General features: G+C 41.9%; 25 protein-coding genes and 1 pseudogene. 15 read left to right on the forward strand and 11 right to left on the reverse strand.

The window, feature by feature from the left end; translation table 11 throughout:
- Positions 1–32: 32 nt before the first annotated feature.
- Positions 33–1,577: a hydroxymethylglutaryl-CoA reductase gene (locus tag EYR97_RS09370; RefSeq protein WP_131093569.1), complete on the reverse strand. Its 1,545-nt coding sequence runs from the start codon at positions 1,575–1,577 to the stop codon at positions 33–35.
- A 411-nt stretch (positions 1,578–1,988) separates the two neighbouring features.
- Between EYR97_RS09370 and EYR97_RS09375 the strand changes: the two genes are divergently transcribed.
- On the forward strand, positions 1,989–2,318 hold the full coding sequence (locus EYR97_RS09375; RefSeq protein WP_131093570.1) for a helix-turn-helix transcriptional regulator: 330 nt from the start codon (positions 1,989–1,991) through the stop codon (positions 2,316–2,318).
- A 30-nt stretch (positions 2,319–2,348) separates the two neighbouring features.
- Positions 2,349–2,522 carry a hypothetical protein gene (locus EYR97_RS21880; RefSeq protein ID WP_165478015.1) on the forward strand — a complete coding sequence of 58 codons (174 nt, stop codon included), beginning with the start codon at positions 2,349–2,351 and terminating at the stop codon, positions 2,520–2,522.
- 165 nt (positions 2,523–2,687) lie between these two features.
- On the opposite strand, the gene EYR97_RS09380 is transcribed toward EYR97_RS21880, so the two are convergent.
- Together EYR97_RS09380 and EYR97_RS09385 are read right to left on the reverse strand one after the other, a co-directional pair.
- Positions 2,688–3,878, reverse strand: coding sequence for a HAMP domain-containing sensor histidine kinase (locus EYR97_RS09380; protein ID WP_131093571.1), 1,191 nt, complete (start codon positions 3,876–3,878; stop codon positions 2,688–2,690).
- 95 nt (positions 3,879–3,973) lie between these two features.
- Positions 3,974–4,669, reverse strand: coding sequence for a response regulator transcription factor (locus tag EYR97_RS09385; RefSeq protein WP_181409139.1), 696 nt, complete (start codon positions 4,667–4,669; stop codon positions 3,974–3,976).
- Positions 4,670–4,814: 145 nt separating this feature from the next.
- Between EYR97_RS09385 and EYR97_RS09390 the strand changes: the two genes are divergently transcribed.
- The 5 genes from EYR97_RS09390 to EYR97_RS09410 all read left to right on the forward strand — a co-directional run bounded on the left by EYR97_RS09390 (position 4,815) and on the right by EYR97_RS09410 (position 7,660).
- Positions 4,815–5,519 carry a hypothetical protein gene (locus EYR97_RS09390; RefSeq protein ID WP_131093573.1) on the forward strand — a complete coding sequence of 235 codons (705 nt, stop codon included), beginning with the start codon at positions 4,815–4,817 and terminating at the stop codon, positions 5,517–5,519.
- A gap of 38 nt (positions 5,520–5,557) precedes the next feature.
- Positions 5,558–6,214, forward strand: a complete 657-nt coding sequence (locus EYR97_RS09395; RefSeq protein ID WP_165478017.1) for a DUF2306 domain-containing protein — start codon at positions 5,558–5,560, stop codon at positions 6,212–6,214.
- 66 nt (positions 6,215–6,280) lie between these two features.
- Positions 6,281–6,514: a hypothetical protein gene (locus EYR97_RS09400; protein ID WP_131093575.1), complete on the forward strand. Its 234-nt coding sequence runs from the start codon at positions 6,281–6,283 to the stop codon at positions 6,512–6,514.
- Positions 6,515–6,518: 4 nt separating this feature from the next.
- Positions 6,519–7,553, forward strand: a complete 1,035-nt coding sequence (locus EYR97_RS09405) for a serine hydrolase (protein ID WP_131093576.1) — start codon at positions 6,519–6,521, stop codon at positions 7,551–7,553.
- An 8-nt stretch (positions 7,554–7,561) separates the two neighbouring features.
- Complete coding sequence (locus EYR97_RS09410; RefSeq protein WP_131093577.1) at positions 7,562–7,660, forward strand: hypothetical protein; 99 nt, start codon at positions 7,562–7,564, stop codon at positions 7,658–7,660.
- A 41-nt stretch (positions 7,661–7,701) separates the two neighbouring features.
- Here EYR97_RS09410 and hslU read toward each other — a convergent pair whose 3' ends face one another.
- Complete coding sequence (gene hslU / locus EYR97_RS09415) at positions 7,702–9,030, reverse strand: HslU--HslV peptidase ATPase subunit (protein ID WP_131093578.1); 1,329 nt, start codon at positions 9,028–9,030, stop codon at positions 7,702–7,704.
- 85 nt (positions 9,031–9,115) lie between these two features.
- Positions 9,116–9,640: an ATP-dependent protease subunit HslV gene (hslV, locus tag EYR97_RS09420; protein WP_131093579.1), complete on the reverse strand. Its 525-nt coding sequence runs from the start codon at positions 9,638–9,640 to the stop codon at positions 9,116–9,118.
- 386 nt (positions 9,641–10,026) lie between these two features.
- On the opposite strand from hslV, the gene EYR97_RS09425 reads away from it, so the two are divergent.
- Both EYR97_RS09425 and EYR97_RS09430 read left to right on the forward strand, forming a co-directional pair.
- Positions 10,027–10,707, forward strand: a complete 681-nt coding sequence (locus EYR97_RS09425) for a DUF4386 family protein (RefSeq protein WP_131093580.1) — start codon at positions 10,027–10,029, stop codon at positions 10,705–10,707.
- Between the two features lie 110 nt (positions 10,708–10,817).
- Positions 10,818–11,567: an ABC transporter substrate-binding protein gene (locus tag EYR97_RS09430; RefSeq protein ID WP_165478018.1), complete on the forward strand. Its 750-nt coding sequence runs from the start codon at positions 10,818–10,820 to the stop codon at positions 11,565–11,567.
- Positions 11,568–11,656: 89 nt separating this feature from the next.
- Here EYR97_RS09430 and EYR97_RS09435 read toward each other — a convergent pair whose 3' ends face one another.
- A complete protein-coding gene (locus EYR97_RS09435) occupies positions 11,657–12,235 on the reverse strand; it encodes an SPOR domain-containing protein (RefSeq protein WP_131093582.1) in 579 nt (192 codons plus the stop codon).
- A 185-nt stretch (positions 12,236–12,420) separates the two neighbouring features.
- Positions 12,421–14,617: pseudogene (gene priA, locus EYR97_RS09440) on the reverse strand (primosomal protein N').
- Between the two features lie 394 nt (positions 14,618–15,011).
- Here priA and rpmE point away from each other — a divergent pair.
- Entirely contained in the window at positions 15,012–15,224 is a 213-nt protein-coding gene (gene rpmE, locus EYR97_RS09445; RefSeq protein WP_131093583.1) for a 50S ribosomal protein L31, read from the forward strand.
- A 66-nt stretch (positions 15,225–15,290) separates the two neighbouring features.
- Here the strand turns inward: rpmE and EYR97_RS09450 are convergent, their stop codons facing one another.
- Entirely contained in the window at positions 15,291–15,635 is a 345-nt protein-coding gene (locus EYR97_RS09450; protein ID WP_131093584.1) for a hypothetical protein, read from the reverse strand.
- A 420-nt stretch (positions 15,636–16,055) separates the two neighbouring features.
- Between EYR97_RS09450 and EYR97_RS09455 the strand changes: the two genes are divergently transcribed.
- Positions 16,056–17,291, forward strand: coding sequence for a malic enzyme-like NAD(P)-binding protein (locus EYR97_RS09455; RefSeq protein WP_131093585.1), 1,236 nt, complete (start codon positions 16,056–16,058; stop codon positions 17,289–17,291).
- Between the two features lie 119 nt (positions 17,292–17,410).
- On the opposite strand, the gene metJ is transcribed toward EYR97_RS09455, so the two are convergent.
- A complete protein-coding gene (gene metJ, locus EYR97_RS09460) occupies positions 17,411–17,740 on the reverse strand; it encodes a met regulon transcriptional regulator MetJ (RefSeq protein ID WP_131093586.1) in 330 nt (109 codons plus the stop codon).
- Between the two features lie 161 nt (positions 17,741–17,901).
- On the opposite strand from metJ, the gene metF reads away from it, so the two are divergent.
- Together metF and EYR97_RS09470 are read left to right on the forward strand one after the other, a co-directional pair.
- Positions 17,902–18,789, forward strand: a complete 888-nt coding sequence (gene metF / locus EYR97_RS09465) for a methylenetetrahydrofolate reductase (RefSeq protein WP_131093587.1) — start codon at positions 17,902–17,904, stop codon at positions 18,787–18,789.
- A 378-nt stretch (positions 18,790–19,167) separates the two neighbouring features.
- Positions 19,168–20,052 (forward strand): virulence factor BrkB family protein, encoded by an 885-nt coding sequence (locus tag EYR97_RS09470; protein WP_131093588.1) that lies wholly within the window; start codon positions 19,168–19,170, stop codon positions 20,050–20,052.
- Between the two features lie 94 nt (positions 20,053–20,146).
- Here EYR97_RS09470 and EYR97_RS09475 read toward each other — a convergent pair whose 3' ends face one another.
- Positions 20,147–20,785, reverse strand: a complete 639-nt coding sequence (locus EYR97_RS09475; protein WP_131093589.1) for a DUF2959 domain-containing protein — start codon at positions 20,783–20,785, stop codon at positions 20,147–20,149.
- 8 nt (positions 20,786–20,793) lie between these two features.
- Positions 20,794–21,024 (reverse strand): hypothetical protein, encoded by a 231-nt coding sequence (locus tag EYR97_RS09480; RefSeq protein ID WP_131093590.1) that lies wholly within the window; start codon positions 21,022–21,024, stop codon positions 20,794–20,796.
- 174 nt (positions 21,025–21,198) lie between these two features.
- On the opposite strand from EYR97_RS09480, the gene pip reads away from it, so the two are divergent.
- Positions 21,199–22,176, forward strand: a complete 978-nt coding sequence (gene pip, locus EYR97_RS09485; RefSeq protein WP_131093591.1) for a prolyl aminopeptidase — start codon at positions 21,199–21,201, stop codon at positions 22,174–22,176.
- Positions 22,173–22,610, forward strand: coding sequence for a D-aminoacyl-tRNA deacylase (gene dtd / locus EYR97_RS09490; protein ID WP_131093592.1), 438 nt, complete (start codon positions 22,173–22,175; stop codon positions 22,608–22,610). The genes pip and dtd overlap by 4 nt, the downstream gene beginning before the upstream one ends.
- The last annotated feature ends 50 nt before the right edge of the window (positions 22,611–22,660 follow it).

Raw genomic sequence — 22,660 nt, forward strand, 5'->3', positions numbered from 1 at the left:
TGAAGGCGCTTTTAAAACAGATAATAAAGCGATTAGCGGTTCCTACCGTATTGTTCGTGAGATGATACCCAATCAGAAGAGCTAATTGCTGACGCTAATGAAATTTCACCTGCCAACACCACTGAAGCAACAATCTCTGCGAATTTGTACACTCGGTCTCTACCATAACAGTCGAGCAACTCTAAACATTCGCGCTGTGTACCAATACCAGTACCACCTCCATAAGTTGCAACAATTAGCGATGGAATAGTAATAGAAACGTACAAATCGCCCTCTTCGGTCAATTCAGAGTACATCATTGCCGCTGACGACTCCGACACGTTTGCTACATCCTGCCCCGTTGCAATAAACATCGCAGTTATGCCATTAGGTGAATGTAGACCCGTATTATTAACACCAGACAAGAACGACCCCACCCCAGCTACTCTAGCGTGATAATCTATTTGTTTGGGATCAACACGCATAACTTCTAGAAGATGTTCACGCTTTATTGTTGCTTCTGCGGTAACTCGTTTACCACGTGTACGCATGATATTAATTTGCGACGCTTTTTTGTCTGTTGCAAAGTTAGACTCAAGGTAAAAGTTCTCTATACCTTCATAGTGGTCAAGGATCCAACCACAAGCGGCAAAGGTCGCCCTGCCTACCATATTCTGACCCGCTGCATCACCCGTGCGAAAGTTAAAACGCAAAAAAGCAAATTTGTTAGAGAGAAAATGGTCAACATACGTCAGCTGCGCAATACTTGATGTTGCTTCAGCTTCTTCTTTGATTTTGTCAAAGTTCTCTTTTACCCATTTAACAAAGTCCCGTGCTCCTCGCGCATTTTCAAAAATGAAAACAGGGGCGCGTTGCATGGCATCGTCTACAACAGTGGCGGTAACCCCCCCACTTAAGTTCAGCAGCTTCATACCGCGGTTATAAGAGGCAACAAGGGTACCTTCTGTTGTTGCCAAGGGCACAACAAACTCCCCTTGCGCGTATTCACCATTTATCTTAAGGGGGCCTGCAATACCAATAGGTACTTGTGCTACACCAATGAAGTGTTCAATGTTGCCCTGAAGCTCTTGAGGGTCAATTGAGTACTTGCCAACGTGGTTAATTTTCTTATTCGTTGCGCTTTCAAAATAAGCTTGACGTGTTTTTATAATTGACTCGCCATAGTCGTCCATGTCATCACGGGGAATATGAACACTGCGTTGACCCGCAGGCGTTATGTTATCTTCTACTTCAAACTTTAATTTCCCAAATGGCGATGCTGAAAAGCAAATACCTAACTTGCGCTTTTCTGGACTGGCTACTTCATCAATATCTAAATGTACGGTAATCGTTTGACGAAGTCCGAACGGTTTTCCTTCCGACTTATTTAGTTCGTCAACGCTAACATTTGTGTCACTGGTTAGTTGCAGAGATATTTTATGTTCAGGTATTTTTTCTCCGTCTAGTGAAATCCATTTTACTTCTTTTATGACGGCATCTTTTAACCTGTTCTTTAAAGAAAATGACACCCCTTTTTCAGTCTTGGCAAGACTTGCTCTTGTATATAGTTGTTTTAAAAGAATGCTGGGTACAAACATATGTGTTCCTTTTTATTGCTTACTTTATTACCGCTATTTTCATATTCCTCTGTTTTTTATAGCACATTCTTTAAACACTTCTACGACTAATTAACAGTTCCTTTATCCCTCCCCATTCATTGCAAACTTCAATTTTGAGCCTTTGATTTTCACAAATGCGCCACGGGTACTGAATACAAAGGGGTCAAAATACAGGACCCAAGCACAAATCACCCTATTTCCAAAACCTTCTAGTGTTGAAAACGTCACCAACAAACCAGTGACCAATGAGTGTCTGGCAGTAACAAAGGAGGTGTCATGGATACGATGCCAAGGATGAAAAGTCTTAAGGAAAAGACAGCCAGATACTCAATTACATTAGTTTTTTAAAAGGATGTAATTTATCAATGTAAACACAGTTTGGAGAAACTTATGAATACCCATGAAGTAAAAGAAAGTAACGTTTTAATGACCCAAGATGAACGCATGCAAATTAATAATAGAAGACTTGCTGCAAACGATTTGATGCTACCTATTGATTGCCTTTCAAAACGAGAGCTTCAGGTGGCCCATAAGATCATGGAAGGCCGTTCAAACAAAGTCATTGCGAATGAACTCTTTATTAGTGAGCGAACCGTTAAGTTTCACTGCGCTAATATTTATAAAAAACTCAATATCACTAGCCGCACCGCATTAATTGCCGGGTGCTTTAGAACACTTTACCACGAAGCGGTGTCTGTTCCGGCACATCAGCTTTCTTAACACAACGCGCAAATACAAGGAGCGTAAATCATGAAAGATACAATCAACACAACTCGTTCATTATCAGCACTTAATAAAGAACAACTTGCACAGGTATCAGGTGGAATAGATGTGATATCTGTTCCTGTGCCCATTGACGTAATAGAAGTGCCCAAAGACCCCATTTATGGCACATTCGAAAACGAGGGAAAAGATATTAGTTAATACTGAAGCTCTGCTCGGTAGTTCTCAACCAATAGCCCAGAAATTTCTGGGCTATTGGGGGCCTAATCAAGGTGGAGGAGGCATAACGCTTACGGTGCAAGCATCACATATAAGGAGTTCCACGCATTTTTCATTGCAATTAATATGTATACACCAAGCTCAACGCTAGGTAGTGATTGGTAAACTAAAGGTAAACTCACTACCTTTGCCAAGCTCACTTTTTACTGATAAATCGCCAGCATGAGCTAGTGCGATACGCTTGCATAAAAATAATCCTAAACCAACACCTTTATTGCTGCGGTTGTTCACGTTTTCAACTTGAGAAAAGGGCTCAAACACCTTAGACAAAAACTGTTCATCCATTCCTGAGCCAAAATCTCTTACCGAGATTGTTAGTTGATTTGAACTCTTTTTGCAGGCAATAAGTACACGGCTTGAGTCGGTGGAATGGGTTAGCGCATTTTCAATTAAATTACGCACTAAAAACTTAAAGCGGCCTAAATCAATATCAATGACTATCTCTGGAATTGAGCCTTCTAGCGTTAAGTTGTCTATGCCATCAAAACTATTGATGATGTCTGATATCACATTGGGAAAGTAATATGGCTCTAAATTTAATACTTTGTGTGTATCTCGTAGCCGTTCACTTTCTAGTAATTGCTCTACAATGGCATCCATTTTGTTTATTTCGTGATTGAGTTTTGACACGGTTTGGTCATTATTTAAAAGTGCTAGCAACACCTTCATTCTTGCCATAGGAGATCTTAATTCATGGCTAACTGACAGTAATAATTCATTCTTTGAAGCAAAAAGTTCTTCTAAATTTTCAGCCATAATATTTAAACCGTTGGTGAGTTTTCCCAAGTCATTGGCAGGGTGAGTTTGAATGCGGTGTTTAAGATTGCCTTGACTAATTTGAGTGGCGCTTTCTATGGCACTCTGGATTGGACTTAACTGCTTATTCAACATCTTATAATTAACAAACAATACCAATAGCACACCAAACCAGGGCCAAAACACCAGCCAATTGGGGTAAACGATAAGATTGGCTATTTGCGATGTGACCGCGATGGTGGTGTTATTTGAAGTGGTAAATATAAAGTATTTTGAGTCTACTTTTGTAAAAAACAGCTTGCCAAGAGGTGTTGCATTTTTCATTAATTCTTCAGGTGTTGGTAACGGGTCACCGGTTAACCAAACTTTTTCGCCTCTGGTAATTTGTATCGTAACACGATTCTTTTTAGCTTCTGTCTTTAGGTGTTCAATATCAATTACCCCTGCAACTAATTTAGCCATCATTTCATACAGCGCTTCATGTCTGTCTAAAACAATTTGCTGTGCCTTTTGTTCAGACATGGAAAAACTCCCCAGTACAACCAGAACAATTAGTAGTAGTGTCGTGATGGCAAACAGCAAAAAGAAGCGCGTGTATAAGTTCAAGTTTGGGTGTTTCACAACGGCTTCCCTATAAATGTGTAACCAATGCCCCTGATGGTTTTTATGAACATGGGATCTGCGGCAGAATCATTCAGTTTTTGTCTTAGACGACTTAGCAATATATCGACAGCGCGACCATACAAGTCAACCTCTACGCCTTTTAAGGCGCCGGTGATTTGTTCTCGGTTATAAACCTTGCCAGGATTGGTCGCCAGCGTATAAAGCAAGTGAAATTCCATTCCAGACAAGCTGATCTCATCACCGTTCACTTTAACTAATTGCTGTGCGGGAAAAATATCAAGGCTAGCAAACTGAATGTGCTCCTGTTTTTCGGTTTCTTCCTTTTTACTCCTTGTTCGCCGAAGTAAGGCTTGTACTCTGGCTAACAGCTCTAATGGTTCAAAAGGTTTGGGTAAGTAATCATCAACACCAATTTCGAAGCCATGTACTTTATCTTCTAACTTACCTCTAGCAGTTAACATAATAATAGGTAATGTGTATTTTTTTCGGATCTGTTCACATAAGGTAAAGCCATCGACTTTGGGCATCATCACATCCAAAAGCAGTAATTGTGGCGCTTCCTTTTCAATCAGAACCATCGCTAAAAGCGGATCATTGGCTACGACGAGCTCACATTGATGATTATTGAAGAAAGCAGCTAAACTTTCCGTTAACTCTTCATCATCATCAACTATTAATATCTTTGTCATAGTAGCTACTTGTGTGTTGTTTAAGACATATTCTTTCATGAGAGAGTCAAACACAAACCCTTCATTGCAATTGTTACACTATGTTACCCAAGCCATTAATGGAAGTGGGTATGATCGCTCCTAATTACCAACAAAGGAGCAATTTATGTCACTACTTAATAGCAGTAACAAATCCATCGCGAGATTCTTAGCATGTTTGATGCTTGTGCAAATGATCTTGGGAATAGTTTTAAATTTCTATTTTTTAAAACCAATTTTAAGATATGACGGCTCAGTAAGTACTCAAGAACTCATCTATATACTAGGAAGTGCAACTCTTGTGGCACTTATTATTAGTTCACTTAATCTGGTATTTGGTTTGCTACTGCCAAAAGACAGAGTGAGTAGACACGGCGGCATGTTTATTACCCTTATTGCCTTAGCTGCGGTAGGAATAGCGCTTTCTACAGTTGAATACGCAAAACTGTCTGAATACGTAGTTTTTTTAACAGGTGGTTATTTAGATGCTGGTTCAAGTAGTGAGACATTCGAGCCACTTAAAAAGCTACTGGCGACAGGAAGAAATGAGGCGCACTTTTTTTCAATATTTATATCAAGTTTAAGCTTGTTGTTTTTCTATGGCTTGGTTTTAAGAGAAAAACTGTTGCCAACTTACCTTGCCAGTTTCGCAATTTTCTCCGTAACACTTCAGTTGATTGCAGTTGGTCATACTTTTTTTGAATTGCCCATTCCAACTTTGATTCAAGCACCTATCGCTCTAACTCAACTTATTGTGCCGATTTATCTTTTGGTGGCAGGGTTTAAATGTGACTCACATTTAGTTAATGAACAGCTTGAAAAAGCCAGTTAACTCTAGAGGTATTTCTCCATGTTTTTATCGTTTTTTTAGTGTTTCATATATGTGCGGGTGCTATCGCTCTGTTAGCTGGGTACTCAGTGATTGTTGCAAAAAAAGGACAACTGGCACATAAGTACCTAGGTCGAGTTTATGTCGTAGCCATGTTAGCACTTGGGCTTACTGGTACGTATATAGCGATTGCAAGAGAAATACCGCTTTCAATGCTCAATGGTTTAGTACTTTGCTATTTTGTATTGTCTTCAGTAAACACGATTTGGCAACCTCCTAAGCAAACTAATGCATATGATAAGCTGCTGTTTACTTTTGTCATTATGATTACAATTGGATTTGGTTGGTATTCTTATCTGATCACCCAGATGGAGAGCAAAGTGCTAGGAGGCTTTGGCATTGAAGCTTATATAGTTTTCGGCAGTGTTATGGCTTTGTGCTGCATCGGTGATTGTCGTTTTCTAATACGTGGTGGATTAAGCGGAAATAGCAGATTAATTAGACATTTATGGCGTATGTTTTTTCCCCTGTTAATGTCGACAGCAGCTTTCTTTCTTGGCCAAGCTAAGCACTTACCTGAGTCTATACAACGAACAGAGCTATTAATGCTGCCAGTAATTTCTGTATTAATTACCATAATTTACTGGTCGGTCAAATTGCAGGTGAAACGAACTGAATTGAGTTCAAAAACTAAGTAAGCTCCAATCTACCAATATAAGAGAAAGGCAGAGGCTTTTTATGATGAGTTATTTGTTGGTTGTGACTTGAATAAAATTCATGGGCAAGAACGAATGTCCCTGAGGGTTAATGAAAGTTTTATGTTTGCTTTAGCAGAACCGTTCGATGGGAAACCAGCCACAAACGGAAATGGAACTATGCTGGGTTTCCATCTAGATTCTGTTGAAGAAGTTAACAGGCATTATCAACGAGCAGTGCTTACAAGCGCTGCTATTGAAATAAAAGTCTGTTTATTTAAACCTCTAAAAATCGAAAGTTAAATAAATGACTAAATCTAAGTTTACGATTATGCGAATTGCCACCGCGGCCATTTTAACTATAACCAGTATCTATGTGTTTGCGCCTTGGGAGTTTGGACTTTACTACCTAAAATCGACGCCAGAAACGATAGAACAAGAGCTAGCGAATGCCGTAGACGAACGATTAGATGGAATTGTTGTATACGTTGATAGAAATGGCGAGCCGCCTGAATTCTATGCCAAAGGTTATCACAATCGTGATACTAAAACGCCTGCGGATCCACAAGCATTGTTTAAAATAGCGAGTATAGGAAAGCTTTATGACGCGTCTGCAATCGTAAAACTCGTAGCTAATAAAACCCTGTCGTTGGAAAAAACGCTTGTTGACTATATGCCAGAGTTAATCGAACACATCCAATACGCCGACAAAATTACGCTTCGCATGATGATTCAACACCGAAGTGGCATCCCGAATTTTACTGATGTTGAAGGATTTGACTGGAGCAAATCGAACATCGATGGTTTAGCGTTGATTCTTGATAAGCCAGCTGACTTTAAACCAGACACTGACTACAGCTACTCAAATACAAATTACCTACTGTTGCATAAGATCATGACAAAAATACTTGGTTACGACTACGGGCAATTTATAAAGGCAGAAATGTTATTTCCCTTGGGTATTGAGGATACTTTTATGTCGGTCAATGAGGTTAACCAAAACAGGATGATGAGTGGATATTACATTGGATATCCAGATGATTTCAAATATCTAGACCAAGGTATGGTCGCATCAGCAGAAGCAGTTGGGAAATTTGTTAGGGCACTCAATGATGGTTCCTTATTTACTCCTGAAGAAGTCGATATTTATAAAGGGCTTTATGAGTATCAGCACGATGGCTGGGTGTTGGGTTACTGGAGTCGCGCTCGTTACTATCCTGACATTGACACCGTTGTTGTTCAGTTTGTGAATACCACTGGCGATGACACCTTGCTCCTTTCACAAATCGTTCACAATCGAATAGTTAATATAATACGCAAAAAGGCAAATGAGGAGACGTAGAAGCCAAATTGGCTGAATGGGAGGCGTTTTACAACTTCCATAGGCCACATGGTGGCTTGAAAGGAAAAACGCCGTATAAGATTCTAGTTTCGAAAATGAGAGCCTAGTTATGGTTTGTCAGCCGAGGTTTCTAGACCCACACATAATGTTACAGGATGAATCTCGACAAATCTTCGTTGTCGACGAGGGTTTCTAAATGAGAATTCACGTAGTCGGCATCAATAACAAACGACTCTCCACTTTTCTCAGATGCGTCAAATGAAATGTCTTCCATCAAACGCTCTAATACTGTGTGAAGTCGACGAGCACCAATATTTTCCGTCCGCTCATTTACTTGCCACGCCGCTTCTGCAATACGCTGAATACCCGAATCATCAAAGCTAATATCTACGCCTTCTGTTTTCATAAGTGCAATATACTGATGCGTCAGCGATGCATTTGGTTCAGTGAGAATACGTTTAAAATCACCTACTTTTAATGCTGATAATTCAACGCGAATAGGTAAACGACCTTGCAGCTCAGGAATAAGATCAGACGGTTTGCTCATTTGAAACGCACCTGATGCGATGAACAAAATATGGTCAGTCTTCACCATGCCGTGCTTGGTTGATACTGTTGAACCTTCAACTAAAGGCAGTAAATCACGCTGAACACCTTCACGAGACACATCACCTGATGTATTACCTTCGCGTTTGCAAATCTTATCAATCTCATCGATAAACACGATGCCGTGCTGTTCAACCGATTCAATGGCCTTTTCTTTCAAGTCTTCTTGGTTCACCAAGCGCGCAGCTTCTTCTTCAACCAATAGCTTAAAAGCGTCTTTGATCTTCAGTTTCTTCTTTTTCTTTTGCGAGCCAGATAGGTTCTGGAACATGCCTTGAAGTTGGTTAGTCATTTCCTCCATGCCAGGAGGTGCCATAATTTCTACACCCACCTGTGGAAGAGCAACATCAATTTCAATTTCTTTGTCGTCGAGATCGCCTTGGCGAAGTTTCTTTCTAAATGCTTGACGCGTGCCGCGATCTTCCACTTCTTCTTTATTGCCCCACGCATCTTCAGGTGGCGGTATAAGTGTATCTAAAATGCGGTCTTCGGCAGCTTCTTCAGCGCGAAACTTAACCTTCTTCATTTCATTTTCTTTCGTCATCTTCACTGCAATATCAGCAAGATCACGAATGATAGTTTCAACTTCTTTCCCCACATAGCCCACTTCCGTAAACTTAGTGGCTTCAACTTTAATAAAAGGCGCATTGGCAAGCTTTGCAAGACGACGGGCAATCTCTGTTTTACCAACCCCTGTTGGGCCAATCATAAGGATATTTTTCGGCGTCACTTCCTGACGTAATTCAGGCTCAAGTTGCATACGACGCCAGCGGTTGCGAAGCGCTATAGATACTGCGCGTTTTGCATCTTGCTGACCGATGATATGGCGATCTAACTCGTGAACAATTTCTCGTGGTGTCATTTCAGACATGAATAAACCCTTTTATCTAACTAACGCTCAGTGAGCACGAGTAAATCGCGACACCTTGAGCAAGACAGTACGTATGTGCTGCTGTCTAGTAATCTAATACATCTATAGTTTGGCTGTGATTTGTGAATACACAAATATCGCCGGCAATGGTCAGTGCTTTTTCAGCAATGTCTTTTGCGCTAAGCTCTGTATTGTTCAATAATGCTGTGGCCGCTGCTTGGGCATAATTTCCACCCGAACCAATAGCAATTAAATCTTGCTCTGGCTGCACCACATCACCGTTTCCAGTAATAATGAACGAGGCGGTTTCATCTGCCACGGCAAGTAATGCTTCTAGTTTTCGAAGCATGCGGTCGGTACGCCAATCTTTTGCAAGTTCAACCGCAGCTTTGGTCAAGTGACCTTGGTGCGCCTCAAGCTTTGCTTCGAAGCGTTCAAACAGTGTAAACGCATCTGCTGTACCACCGGCAAAACCGGCCAAAATTTTGTCGTGATATAAGCGGCGCACTTTTCGGGCGTTGCCTTTCATTACCGTATTGCCAAGAGATACCTGACCATCACCGGCCATTACCACTTGATTTCCACGTCTCACTGATACAATCGTTGTCACGTTATTTCCCCGTATTGCTGGGTGCCACTACGTCAAATCATTGAAGAGGTAGTGACATAGAAAGTCCAATAGTCTTAAAGTGGGGCAAAGCGGCGCATTTTCAAGGGATACTGTTTCGCTTATCAATACTAGAGCAGGTTTATCTTTGTTCATTCTCTTTTTTGGTGGTCCAAATTGTCCGTCGAAAGGCGCTACTGATGTAGTTTGGCAGCCCAAATTAGCCAACAGCAACAAAGTCTGGGGCAACAATGTGAGAAGTAACGTTGGCCCCTAGTGATTTTTAGGCCTCTCGTTACTTACTGTTACAAAACGCTGTTTGCTATACATAATTAGATAACGCGTAATAGCAACCTTAGTAACAAATACAAATTTAAAGGACACTTCTTATGCAGAGCTTTCGCGCTGGTGGTATCGCAGCAGTAATTTGTGCGCTAACTTACGTGTTTGGCTTTGTTTTGTTTATAGGCGTTATCGCCCCACCTGAAGCTCAATCTGACATTTCCCGTTTGCACTCTCTCATTGCACAACGAGACGTCTTTTACATTGGTTACCTCGTTATTGGTATTGTATTTAGCCTAAGTTTGATTGCATTGAACCAATCACTTCAAACGCGGTTTGTAAAAAGTTCGCCCGTACTTTCAAACTACAACGCTGTATTAGGTAATATATGGGTCACATTCGTTTTGGCGAGCACCTTTGTTTTCTTGGTCAATCTGTCGCTACTAGCGAAGTACGCAAACACTGATGAAAATAACGCCGTCATAACGATGAATACCATTCATATCGTCGTAGACGCACTCGGTGGTGGAATAGAACTAATTGGAGCGCTATGGGTATTTGTTATTAGTTACATGGGTTTGAAACAAAACATCTATCCGAAAGCCACTCATATACTTGGTCTTATTGTGGGGTTTGCTGGTGTTTTAACACTATTTTCGGGACTATCGATGTTAGCTGACAATGTATTTTTTGAGGCAACGACGACGATATTCGGACTCGGACAAATCCTGTGGTTTATTTTACTCGGCACCCACCTTTTAAAAGACAACCAAATAATGCGCAAATAATGTGTTGATACAAAACGCTACAAAACCTACTTGATTTAACTACTACCGTAATTGTTATTGATTATCTATACTAAAATCTCGAGTTAAGTATAAGCGTCGGAAGACTAACATTGCGGTATTTAGTATTATTACTACTCTTCATTTCATCCACATGTATTAGTGAAGAAACCACACGCCCTCATATTGCGGTCAGTGCTGCGCATTGGAAAGCCTTTACCAACATAGATGACTCTGGCATTTACTACGAACTCATTGATGCGGTTTACGACGAGTACGACATTAAATATCAAACAAGTACCTATCCTCGCGCATTGAATCAGTTTAAGGCAAATAACGCAGATATTGCAGTTGGCGTTTATCAGCATGAATTGCCCGATGCACATTACGCAAACTGGATACTCGACACTGACCTACCTATCCACATTTTCTATCGTGCCGATGAAACGCTTCCTGAGACTGAAAAGGTAAACTTTAAGGGTAAAAAAGTAGCATGGCGAGCTGGTTATGGCTTTAGTAAATTTTTTCCCGACCTTGATGCTTCTTATTCGCTAGATAATATAGAGGCTGGATTTACGCTATTGGTTAACAAACGCATTGATTATGTTTTAGATTATGAAGAAAATTTCGTCGAAAATTATCGCGGGCGAATTCATCATCAGGTGATAAGAGAAGGCGAAAAATTATATCTTGCCTTTAGAAACTCGGTTAAAGGTAGAAAGCTGGCCGCCCAATTTGATCGGAAGATGTCTGAATTAAGAGAGAATGGAACACTCGCCCACATTTATGGTGAACATTACTCTCGCTCTGAATTAGCCAGCTTTTCCGATGAAATGCCGCTTGACGATTTTTCATCCCAATAACAACAATCTTCAAAAGCGCCACACAACTCTACATTTCACTTAAGAATTTCTATTCAAAATATAGAGAGTTCAGCGCCTAAACCTGAAACCTAAAGATTCCAATACCAAATTTGGCAAGTAGCAATATTCACTTTTCTCAAACTGTGTTTGGCTTTTTCAGCATCACGCTTCGACTCAAACGGCCCTAAAATCACTCGGAACCATTCGCCGTTGCTACCAGAACTGTGTCTAATAAGCGCTTCAAGACCTTGGAAAGCAATTTTCGCCTTCATTTCTTCCGCTTGAGCGCGCGTTCTAAACGAAGCACACTGCATGAGGTAGCGTTTATCAGATTTCTCTTGTTCTTTAACTTCTACTTCTACTTCATAGCCTGGTAGGGTTTTAATATATTCCCATTCTTCTTCTGGAAGCTCAGGAAGGGTTTCTTCTGTCGGTGCAACGGGCCTAGCGACTTGGGTATCAACATCCTCTTCCACGTTATCTTTAATTGACCAGAGAAATACGCCAAACCCTATAACAAGTGCAAAGACACCCACTAAACGAATGAGTGGAAGCTTACCTCCGCTAGGCGTATTAGCCTGAGCGTTGGCGGCTGGTTTTCTTTTATTGTTAGCAGCTTTCTTTTTCTGCGGAGAGCGCCCACGAGAGACATAATCGCGTTGAGCCATATGCGACAAAATTCCTACTGTTTATGGTTGTTCGTGTTCGTAAGAAAACGTTGTTAATCAACTCTATTAATGAAGATCCAATGCGTAACTAATGCGTATCTGAGAAATTTTACCTGTTAGATAATATCGCATTGAAAACACCCAAACTGTGAATTCGGAATGTTAACCCATTGCAGTGTAACAAGCTAACTGAAATCTGTGGGATCAATATCCACTGCCCATCTTACTTTCAACGCTTGTGGCAATGCTTGTAGAAAAGGCAACGTCAGTCGCAAAGCGTTGTGCAAAGGCCCGCGCTTTTCATGACTACACACCAACATAAAGCGAAATCGCCCTTGTCGCTTTTCAATCAAGCATGGAAAAGGGCCATGAATGTCAATAGCGTGCTGTTGCTCGAATACATCTTTAGTTGCTTTTAAAAAGCCGAAAGCTAAACGGCTATCTGTCGATTCTGCGCGTATCACAAACTGGCTGATGAACGGCGGTAATCCCGCAGCTTTTCTCTCAATAAGTGCGTGTCTGGCAAAGTGGCGATAACCATTGTTAACTAAATCTTGCAGTAAAGGGTGATGCGGATTATGGGTTTGTAACCACATTTCACCAGGCTTTGTGGCACGCCCCGCTCTACCTGCAAGTTGCGTTACCAATTGCGCTAACTTTTCTGGCGCACGAAAATCAGCACTAAATAGTGCTCCGTCAACATCTAATACAACAACTAATGTCACATGGGGAAAGTGATGCCCTTTTGACAAAATTTGGGTGCCCACAAGTAGCTGATATTCTTGGCGGTTTATAGCATCTAATGTTTGATGTAATTTGTCTTTTCCGCGCACAGAGTCACTGTCTATACGCACTTGCTTTACACCAGGAAATAATGATGAGAGCCCTTGTTCTACCTGTTCAGTTCCAGTGCCCGCTGTTACTAACTCATTACTGTGACAAGCTTCGCAATGTGATGGCATTGCTCTGGTACCTGAACAATGGTGACACTGTAGACGGTTCAGTGATTTGTGTACGGTATAGGGTTTATCACACCGTTTGCACATCACCGTTTCGCCGCAATGATGGCACAGTAAAGCTGGGGCATAGCCACGTCGATTTACAAATACCAGTACCTGATTACCCGCATTGATATGTTGGCGCATAATAGTCAACATACCTTGGGCAATACCATAATGAATGGGTTGATCTCGTGCATCTAATACATGCTGGTAAGTGCTTTGTGCACCGCCCGCCCGTTTAGTCAATTGCAGGTGAGAAAAACGCCCACTCAATGCGTTATTCAACGTTTCTAGTGCAGGTGTAGCGCTGCCTAGCAATAAGGGAATATTGTGAAGTTTTGCCCGCATTGTCGCGAGGTCTCTAGCGTGATAGCGAAGTCCATCTTGTTGCTTAAATGACTCGTCATGCTCTTCATCTACAATCAACATCCCTGGGTTTTTTAGCGGTGTAAAAATGGCTGAGCGCGTACCAATGACAATACCTAATTCGCCAGCTTGTGCACGCTGCCATACTTGTAAACGGGCTTTGTCAGAAAGCTGTGAATGCAACACACCAACATCAATGTTAAAACGCCTTTCAAAACGCGCAACAGTTTGCGGTGTAAGCCCTATTTCAGGTACTAAAATGAGAATTTGTTTACCTTGCTCAAGCAACGGCTCTATAGCTTGTAAATAAACTTCTGTTTTTCCGCTGCCTGTCACGCCTTCAAGTAAACTCACCACAAATTGACTGTGTTGACGGTTTAAAGCGGCAATAGCCACTGATTGCTCCGTGTCCGGTACAGGCTTCTCTGCAATATTAAAAGTAGATACCCAGCGCGCTTCTTCAAAAACTGGCACTTGCTCAACAACATGGGCCAATGCTTTTTCGATTAAGGCTTTAACCGCGGCACTACCAAATTGTTTTTTGGCTTGGGTCAGTAATAACTCACCATTTAACAATGCTTCAACACAGGCTTTTTGTTTCGGTGCGCGAGACAAAGTATTTTCACAAGTTTCCTTACCATCTGTTGTAAGTAACAGAATTTCCTCATGGGTGGGTGTTGATGACTCACCTTTTCGCAATAAAACAGGCAACATTGCGTGCAAAACTTCACCAGGCGCATGATGGTAGTATTGCCATAACCACTGCGCTAGTTTTTAACAGCGCGACATCAAGTACAGGGTGTTCATCGATAGTCTGCTCTATAGGTTTAATTTTCGAAATATCAGCAGCTTCATTATCACCGGCGATTTCAAAACATCCATCTACGACAACCCCCACCAATTTACGGGGTCCAAAAGGGACTAAAACGCGTACACCAGCGGCTAAGGCTTCACTGTGAACATAAGTGAATAGTTGCCTGAGCGGTACGGGAACCGCTACCTGAATAAATGCCATATATTGTAGAATTTACCTGTTTTAATATGAGTTTCTGCTAGTCACTTTTATTGCGTTAGCATTATGGACTTTGCGTAATAGTAGTGCGTAATAGTAATTTGTACTTCAAAACAAACTTAGCTGTGATAACAGCCACACAACAAGTTCTAGCCGTAACCGGTAAAAATGAATAAGAATATTTAACCATACTTTGTCAAACAATCGGAAAATGAATCTTATCTAGGCCCAAAGCGTGCAGAAAATCTACTTGATCACCGCCTTGTGTTCCTTTATTATGCGCCGCACTTTTGCGATAGGCTGTTTCTTAAACGGCTTATCATTTTAAATTTAAGCTACGTATGGTGTGCAACTTCGGGTTGTATAGCGATACGGCCTTATTATGTGAGGTAATCCCATGAAACAAGGTATCCACCCAGAATACGCTGAAATCACAGCATCTTGCTCTTGCGGTAACGAGATTAAAATCCGTTCTACTATGGGTAAAGACATCAACCTTGACGTATGTTCTGCATGCCACCCTTTCTACACAGGTAAGCAGCGTAACGTTGATACTGGTGGTCGTGTTGATCGCTTCAAGAAGCGTTTCGGTGCATTGGGCAAAAAGTAAGCCTGATAATCATCTCGAGAAAGCGCCTATATGGCGCTTTTTTGTTATCTGGTGTTTTTTAGTGTCTTAATGCCTCTGCTCTTTGGTGAAATACTCTTTGGTAAAATGTGCTTTGGTGAGATGCACTTGCCAATTTCCCCCACTGAATTTTTTACACGCTTCTTCGCTGGCAAAGTTTATAGAATCCGCACGGGATTTAATTGAGGCCAAAGCTATATTCACCTTATTTATAAAGTCCATATCCCATCCTTGAGACAGTGCAGTATTCAACTGCGCTTGCGAATCAAACACTGCGGTTATATTTGGCGAACGCCAATGCCCCTCATGGGTAAGCCAAACAAAGCCATTATGTGCCTTCTTTTCCTCTTCGCACACTGTAGTAAGTACGTCTATGAGCTTTCTTTCAGTCACCCTATACCTCGAACCATAAAATACAATTGCCATATGAAAAGCAAGTCTACAATAAATTTAATGAATGACAATTATAGCCCTATGTTACTGGTCTAATATCTATCTCTCACCTACATTGGGATATGAGAATTCTGATCAGATATGTACACAGTAAAAGGCTGTGTTAGAGTTGCGATCGATACATTGATAGTGAGTATTAATCTTGTGAATAATGACTTACTATTGGCCAGTGTTCGTTAAACCAACCTAATGGTAAAGATGAATACGCCTTCAAATGTATACCAGTAATGACTGGATAGATTCTAACAACCACGTCGTAAAGCTCTTGCGTTTATAAACTTATAACAACAACGACATTGAAATAAATACAAGGTGTGTACGAAAAACCGATGAACCCTACATCTAAGGAAACCATTTTACATGTCAGATTTTAGACAACGCGCACTCGATTATCATGCCCATCCCACACCGGGGAAAATTCGCGTCGAACTCTCTAAACCTGCAGATAGCGTTGACGATCTTGCTCTTGCCTATAGCCCTGGTGTGGCTGAGCCGGTAAGAGAGATAGCTGAAGATCCTGATAACGCCTATAAATATACCGCTAAGGGTAATTTAGTTGCGGTTATCAGTAATGGTACCGCTATTCTTGGTCTGGGTAACTTAGGCCCACTAGCATCAAAACCAGTAATGGAGGGCAAAGCGTTATTGTTCAAGCGTTTTGCAGGTCTTGATGCCATCGATATCGAAGTCAAACATCGTACAACAGAAGAATTCATCAACACGGTCGCCAATATTGCCGATACGTTCGGCGGGATCAATCTTGAAGATATCAAAGCACCTGAGTGTTTTGAAATTGAACAAGAGTTAATTAAGCGCTGTAAAATTCCTGTTTTTCACGATGACCAACACGGTACCGCGATAGTAACTGCCGCCGGAATGCTAAATGCGTTAGAGATTCAAGGTAAAGACATTGAAAGCGCAAAAATTGTGTGCATGGGTGCTGGTGCTGCCGCAGTAGCGTGCATGGAATTATTGATTAAGTGCGGCGCACAGCGTGAACGCATTTACATGCTAGACAGAAAAGGCGTGATTCACACCCGTCGTGACGATCTCACCGAACACAAAAAGCTCTTTGCTAACAACACTGACAAACGCACGTTAGAAGATGTTATGGAAGGTGCCGACATCTTTGTGGGCGTTTCAGGCCCAGATGTACTGCCTCCTGAAACATTGGCGCTGATGGCCGAAAACCCAATTGTGTTTGCGTGTTCCAACCCTGACCCAGAAATTAAACCAGAACTGGCTCACGAGGTACGCAAAGACTTGATCATGGCAACGGGTCGCTCTGATTATCCAAACCAAGTTAACAACGTACTGTGTTTCCCTTTTATTTTTAGAGGAGCATTAGACGTAAGAGCCACTGCGATAAATGATGAGATGAAAGTGGCAGCTGTAGAAGCACTTCGCGGAATAACAAAAGAGGAAGTTCCAGTGGAAGTGCTAAAAGCCAGTAACACTGAACACCTGTCGTTTGGTAAAGATTACATTATTCCCAAACCAATGGATCCACGTTTATGTGAACGCATTGCAACAGCGGTTTCTAAAGCAGCTATTGCATCTGGAGTTGCGCGTTTAGCTGGCGCATCAGAAGAATAACGTTATCCAATAGCAACTAAAAACGGCACGCTTTAAGCGTGCCGTTTTTGCTTGGTCTTACCTTCTTGGTTCAACCTTTTTTGCAGTTCAGTGCTAAAAACTGTTGCGGTTAAGTGAACCTAGTCTTCCGTTACATCATTTTCGAAACTAGGATCAATTCCCATTTCTTGCATAATTCGACGGGCTTCTGCCGGTACGCGATTAGGGTTATCTTTTCGCAAGTCATCATCGTTAGGTAACGGTTGACCAGTAAAAGCATGTAAAAACGCTTCACACAGCAATTCTGAATTGGTTGCGTGACGCAAATTGTTTATCTGACGACGAGTGCGCTCATCGGTCAACGCTTTAAGCACATTAATGGGTATAGAAACAGTGACTTTCTTAACCTGCTCGCTCTTTTTGCCGTGCTCTGCGTAAGGGTGAATATATTTACCGTTCCATTCTGCCATTGTACTAACTCGGTCTACTCTTATTTATGTTATGACTGGAAATTCTAAACAAGTTCACGAAAAGGTCAATTGAGCAGTGTAAACCTCTTGACGTCTAGACATATATTCTTTAATTTAGACGTCTAAACGTCTATAAGAATACTTTATTGAGAGAATAAGCCATGGTTTCTTACGCACAAGGCATCGATGCATTAAATCAGTCCCTATCGGAACTGCGCGATATTGATGTGTCATTTGAGTTTTTCCCTCCGAAAACGGAAGCCATGGAGAAAACACTGTGGAAGTCAGTTGAGCGTTTAGCTCCGCTCAAACCCAGTTACATGTCGGTAACTTACGGTGCGAATAGTGGTGAGCGTGACAGAACCCATGACGTGGTCAAGCGCATTCAGCAACAAACCGGCGTTTCAGCTGTACCTCATTTAACGTGTGTGGATGCAAGCCGCGAAGAGCTTAAACAAATAGCCAAAGACTACTGGGATTCAGGTATTCGCCGTATTGTTGCGTTACGCGGTGATTTACCACCAGGTGTTGATAAGACAGAAATGTACGCGTCTGACTTAGTTGCCTTGTTAAAAGATGTGGCTGACTTTGACATTTCTGTAGCGGCTTACCCAGAAAAGCACCCAGAAGCGCCAAACGCACAATTCGATTTACTTAATTTGAAGCGCAAAGCTGAAGCCGGTGCGACAGAAGCGATATCTCAGTTCTTCTTCGATACCAGCGTATTTTTGCGTTTTAGAGATCGCGCTGCCGCAGCAGGTGTCGACTTGGACTTGGTGCCTGGTATCTTGCCAGTAACCAACTATCAAACATTGGTAAAATTTGCAGGATTTACTAACGTACATGTACCGGGTTGGTTGCACAAAATGTTCGACGGCTTAGACGATGACGACCAAGCAACGCGTAATCTTATTGGTGCAAATATCGCGATGGATCAAGTAAAAGTACTTGCTAAAGAAGGCGTTAAGCATTTCCATTTTTACACGCTAAACCGCAGTGAACTAAGCTACGCGATATGCCATATGCTCGGTGTACGCGGCAACAGCTAATTAATTGCCGTACTTGCCATTTTTAGTTTGCTGTGCCTTGAGGAAAAGGTGCAGCAGGCTGCTGTAATTAAAAAGAAATCCCTCTATTTCACAAATCTTTTGCCACTACGCGCTCCCCCAGTTACCATTTCCGTATTAATCGTGTTGATATTTAACGCGATATTTTCAGTGTGTTATCACGTAATACCAATCCGCATAGGAGTTTACCCTCTCAGATTGGGTAAACGTCTATGTAGACTGGTTTAACATCTTTGCATGGCAGTAAAGAAATGTAGCAATCTACATAGATGAGTGATGGAATCGCTGTTTGTCACGAAAAACCAAGAACTAAAGTTGGCCTATACAAGGCCTGTTGACAATACCTTCAGGAGATTAACCGTGGATATAAGTAAGGTTAAAGCCCTTTATAATGACATCGCACCTCAAGCCAAGGCGCTTTACCGAATATTCATTACACGCTGTAAAGAAGACAACATTGCCGTTTCTGCTGGGCACCTCGCGTATGTCACACTGCTATCTCTTGTCCCTTTTATTATGGTGACCTTCACCATAATGTCTGCTTTTCCCGCTTTTGCTTCTGTGCGCAGTAAATTGGAGCACTTTGTTTTTAGTAACTTTGTGCCAACCGCCAGCGATGTAGTCCACAAATACATGACAGACTTCGTCGGCAATGCTTCACAAATGAGCGCCATTGGTATTTTGTCATTATTACTTGTGGCATTGATGCTGATTTCTAATGTAGATAAAACCCTCAATCGTATATGGCGAACGCAAAGCAACAGGCCAGTGGTATACACATTTGCCATTTATTGGATGGTTATCACGTTAGGTCCTATGCTAATCGGCTCTAGTGTAGTAGTCAGCTCCTATTTAACTGGTCTTGCCGCATTTACAGAGGAATATACACCGGGTTTAGGTACGTTTTTACTTAGCTTAGTCCCTAGTGGCGCAGCACTCCTCGCCTTCGCTATTTTATATATGGTGGTTCCCAATCGCAGAGTATACGCAAGGCACGCTATAGCAGGCGCTGTTGTGGCCACTGTAGCCTTTGAAATATCCAAATCAGGGTTTGCACTTTACGTTACCAATTTCCCTTCTTATGAGCTCATTTATGGTGCGCTAGCTGTGGTACCCATTTTATTCCTTTGGGTGTATCTGGCATGGATAATTGTATTATTTGGCGCTGAGTTTACGTGTAGCTTAGGTGAAGCTTTCGAAAATAAAAAAGCGGAAGATGAACCGAGAAAAGTGCCACAGGAATAAACAAAGATAAAAAGGCGCTAAACGTAGAAACAAAAAAGGAAGCGTTTGCTTCCTTTTGTGAGTTTAGCTAGCAATGAATACTAGAACTTGACGCTTAATTGCGCATAGAAGCAATAAAAGCGTCAGATTCAGCAATGGCAGAATTCATTTGGCGAATAAGTTGTGCCACGTCGTTCTCAATGGTTGATAGCTCACCTTGTAACGCGCCGATCGCACTCGCATTCAGATTGTGCTTTAAGTACAACACATTGTCTTGCAAGGCACTTAACACGGGTGACATTTTACTTTCGGCGTTGCGCATTGCCTTCATTAGTGAGCCATAGCGACGCTGTGTCTCACGTAACTTTGCTGCACTATCGCGCTTTAAGGTAGCGCTCTGATACTTATCTAGCTCTTCTTGCCATTCATCAAACAGCGCTTCTGCTACTGATTCAACCTTGGCAATACGCCCAGTAACTTCTTCAGCAGCGGCCACACTGTCTTCGTACTGGCCATTTAAGCGTTGATAAACATCTTCTAATTCACCGCCGTCAAATGCCACTGCTGCACTAAATGCCTCTAACGCAGAGCTAAATTGCTCTTGTGCGTCTTCCTGCGACTCTTTAGCGTTTTCTACACGGTCTACTAAGATATCGCGCTTTTCAACGCCTACCTTTTCCCATGCAGCATAATAGGCAGATTGACAACCTGAAAGCATCAGCATGGCAACCAAAACAGATGCAGCTAATTTCATGGTGTTAATCATCCTCTAAAGCGCGCCGCACTGATGATGCTGATCAAGTGCAAGATTACACCTAGCGGCCCGAATAAAATGGTTAGCACGATGGTTGCCGCCAATGCGTAACACACACCAACGGTAACAAAGAAAAATAGCGCGCCTAAAATTCTTCCTTGTACTAAATGACCTAAGCCCGGAATAAAAAAGTTGCATATTGCAGCGATAACATTACCGCCAGAACCTTGACCTGCCATATAAACTTCCTCGCATTTATGACTATAATGTGATTAGCTACTACGTAGTGACGCTTTATTGGCGGTTAAGCATAGCTAAACGCTACCTAAATAAAGTGATGCGGACAATACGCGTTAGTCTTTATAACGATAAATTAAACTAAAACAGGCACTCACACAACGCGCAGACACAAAATGAAACGACTTTACCCCGACGTAACCTGCTATGAAAATGGATTTATAGATGTAGGAAGTGAGCACTCACTGTACTTCGAACAAAGTGGAAACCCTAAAGGTATCCCCGTTTTATTTGTACATGGTGGCCCTGGGGCTGGCTTACCCCCTAACTACAAATGCTTTTTCGACAGCAACAAATATCGCATTATCGGCTATGAACAACGAGGCTGTGGCCGCTCTACTCCTCTTGCTGAAACACTAGATAACGATACATGGCGCAACGTTAACGATATTGAAGTACTACGAAAGCACCTAGGTATTAAACGCTTTTTGTTATTTGGCGGCTCTTGGGGGTCAACACTCTCCTTACTCTACGCATTACAATACACGCAGCACGTTACTGGTATGATATTACGCGGTGTTTTCTTAGCTCGGCAAGAAGACAGAGATTGGTTTTTATCGCCAAACGGCTGTGCAGCCCAACTATTTCCAGACTACTACCGCAAATTTACTAAGGATGTGCCTCATCCCATTACCACTAGTGCGGTTTGTGACTATTACAGTGCAATAGTACGTTCAAGTAATGATGTCCTTCGCCATGCTGCACTGAAACGCTGGTATCAATGGGAAGAACGCTTATCCCGCGTTACATTACCGCCAGGTGTTGGAGACTCTACATCTCATTATCCCATGCAGCTGGTTACTTGTTTGGCGACGTTAGAATGTCACTTTCTTTCTAATAAGTGCTTTTTAGAGGAAAACTACATTCTTGAAAATATAGATAAAATACGTGATATTCCCGGCACAATTATTCATGGACGCTACGACATGATTTGCAAGACTGAGGCAGCTGAAACACTCCATAAAGCTTGGCCTCAAAGCCAACTGCAAATTATCCCGGATGCCGGTCACAGCACATCAGAGCCCAGTATTGGATACGCACTGTGCAGAGCAACCAGAGACATGTCGCGTTATCTTCAGGAATCAACGAAATGATAGGACTAATTCAGCGCGTTAGCGAGGCAAACGTCACCGTGTCAGGTGAAGTAATTGGCAGTATTGGAAAAGGTATGTTAGTACTGCTGGGTGTTGAGAAAAATGACAGCGACATTGAAATTGAGAAGCTCGCAACGAAACTAAGTCGCTATAGAATGTTTACCGATGACGACGGCAAAATGAACCTAAATATAGAGCAGGTAAACGGCGAAATATTGGTTGTATCTCAATTTACGCTGGTCGCAGACACACAAAAAGGTAATCGCCCTGGGTTTTCCCGTGGCGCAACACCAGAGCATGGCAAAGCGGTTTACGAGAAATTTGTTGAGTGTTTAAAAGCAAAAGGGTTAACCGTTGCCACGGGTGAGTTTGGCGCAGATATGCAAGTTGGTCTAATTAACGACGGCCCAGTCACTTTTCAATTTCAGGTATAACACTTGCCACAGTATCCAATCTAATTAGACTTGTACCATCTTGTTCGTTG

Source organism: Alteromonas sp. KUL42, from assembly GCF_006538325.1.
GTDB lineage: Bacteria > Pseudomonadota > Gammaproteobacteria > Enterobacterales > Alteromonadaceae > Alteromonas.

Excerpts from the sequence above, each read along its gene's own strand:
- EYR97_RS09370 (WP_131093569.1), bottom strand. The coding sequence starts at position 1,577 with ATGTTTGTACCCAGCATTCTTTTAAAACAACTATATACAAGAGCAAGT.
- EYR97_RS09375 (WP_131093570.1), top strand. The coding sequence starts at position 1,989 with ATGAATACCCATGAAGTAAAAGAAAGTAACGTTTTAATGACCCAAGAT.
- EYR97_RS21880 (WP_165478015.1), top strand. The coding sequence starts at position 2,349 with ATGAAAGATACAATCAACACAACTCGTTCATTATCAGCACTTAATAAA.
- EYR97_RS09380 (WP_131093571.1), bottom strand. The coding sequence starts at position 3,878 with ATGTCTGAACAAAAGGCACAGCAAATTGTTTTAGACAGACATGAAGCG.
- EYR97_RS09385 (WP_181409139.1), bottom strand. The coding sequence starts at position 4,669 with ATGACAAAGATATTAATAGTTGATGATGATGAAGAGTTAACGGAAAGT.
- EYR97_RS09390 (WP_131093573.1), top strand. The coding sequence starts at position 4,815 with ATGTCACTACTTAATAGCAGTAACAAATCCATCGCGAGATTCTTAGCA.
- EYR97_RS09405 (WP_131093576.1), top strand. The coding sequence starts at position 6,519 with ATGACTAAATCTAAGTTTACGATTATGCGAATTGCCACCGCGGCCATT.
- hslU (WP_131093578.1), bottom strand. The coding sequence starts at position 9,030 with ATGTCTGAAATGACACCACGAGAAATTGTTCACGAGTTAGATCGCCAT.
- EYR97_RS09425 (WP_131093580.1), top strand. The coding sequence starts at position 10,027 with ATGCAGAGCTTTCGCGCTGGTGGTATCGCAGCAGTAATTTGTGCGCTA.
- EYR97_RS09435 (WP_131093582.1), bottom strand. The coding sequence starts at position 12,235 with ATGGCTCAACGCGATTATGTCTCTCGTGGGCGCTCTCCGCAGAAAAAG.
- rpmE (WP_131093583.1), top strand. The coding sequence starts at position 15,012 with ATGAAACAAGGTATCCACCCAGAATACGCTGAAATCACAGCATCTTGC.
- EYR97_RS09455 (WP_131093585.1), top strand. The coding sequence starts at position 16,056 with ATGTCAGATTTTAGACAACGCGCACTCGATTATCATGCCCATCCCACA.
- metJ (WP_131093586.1), bottom strand. The coding sequence starts at position 17,740 with ATGGCAGAATGGAACGGTAAATATATTCACCCTTACGCAGAGCACGGC.
- metF (WP_131093587.1), top strand. The coding sequence starts at position 17,902 with ATGGTTTCTTACGCACAAGGCATCGATGCATTAAATCAGTCCCTATCG.
- EYR97_RS09475 (WP_131093589.1), bottom strand. The coding sequence starts at position 20,785 with ATGAAATTAGCTGCATCTGTTTTGGTTGCCATGCTGATGCTTTCAGGT.
- EYR97_RS09480 (WP_131093590.1), bottom strand. The coding sequence starts at position 21,024 with ATGGCAGGTCAAGGTTCTGGCGGTAATGTTATCGCTGCAATATGCAAC.
- pip (WP_131093591.1), top strand. The coding sequence starts at position 21,199 with ATGAAACGACTTTACCCCGACGTAACCTGCTATGAAAATGGATTTATA.
- dtd (WP_131093592.1), top strand. The coding sequence starts at position 22,173 with ATGATAGGACTAATTCAGCGCGTTAGCGAGGCAAACGTCACCGTGTCA.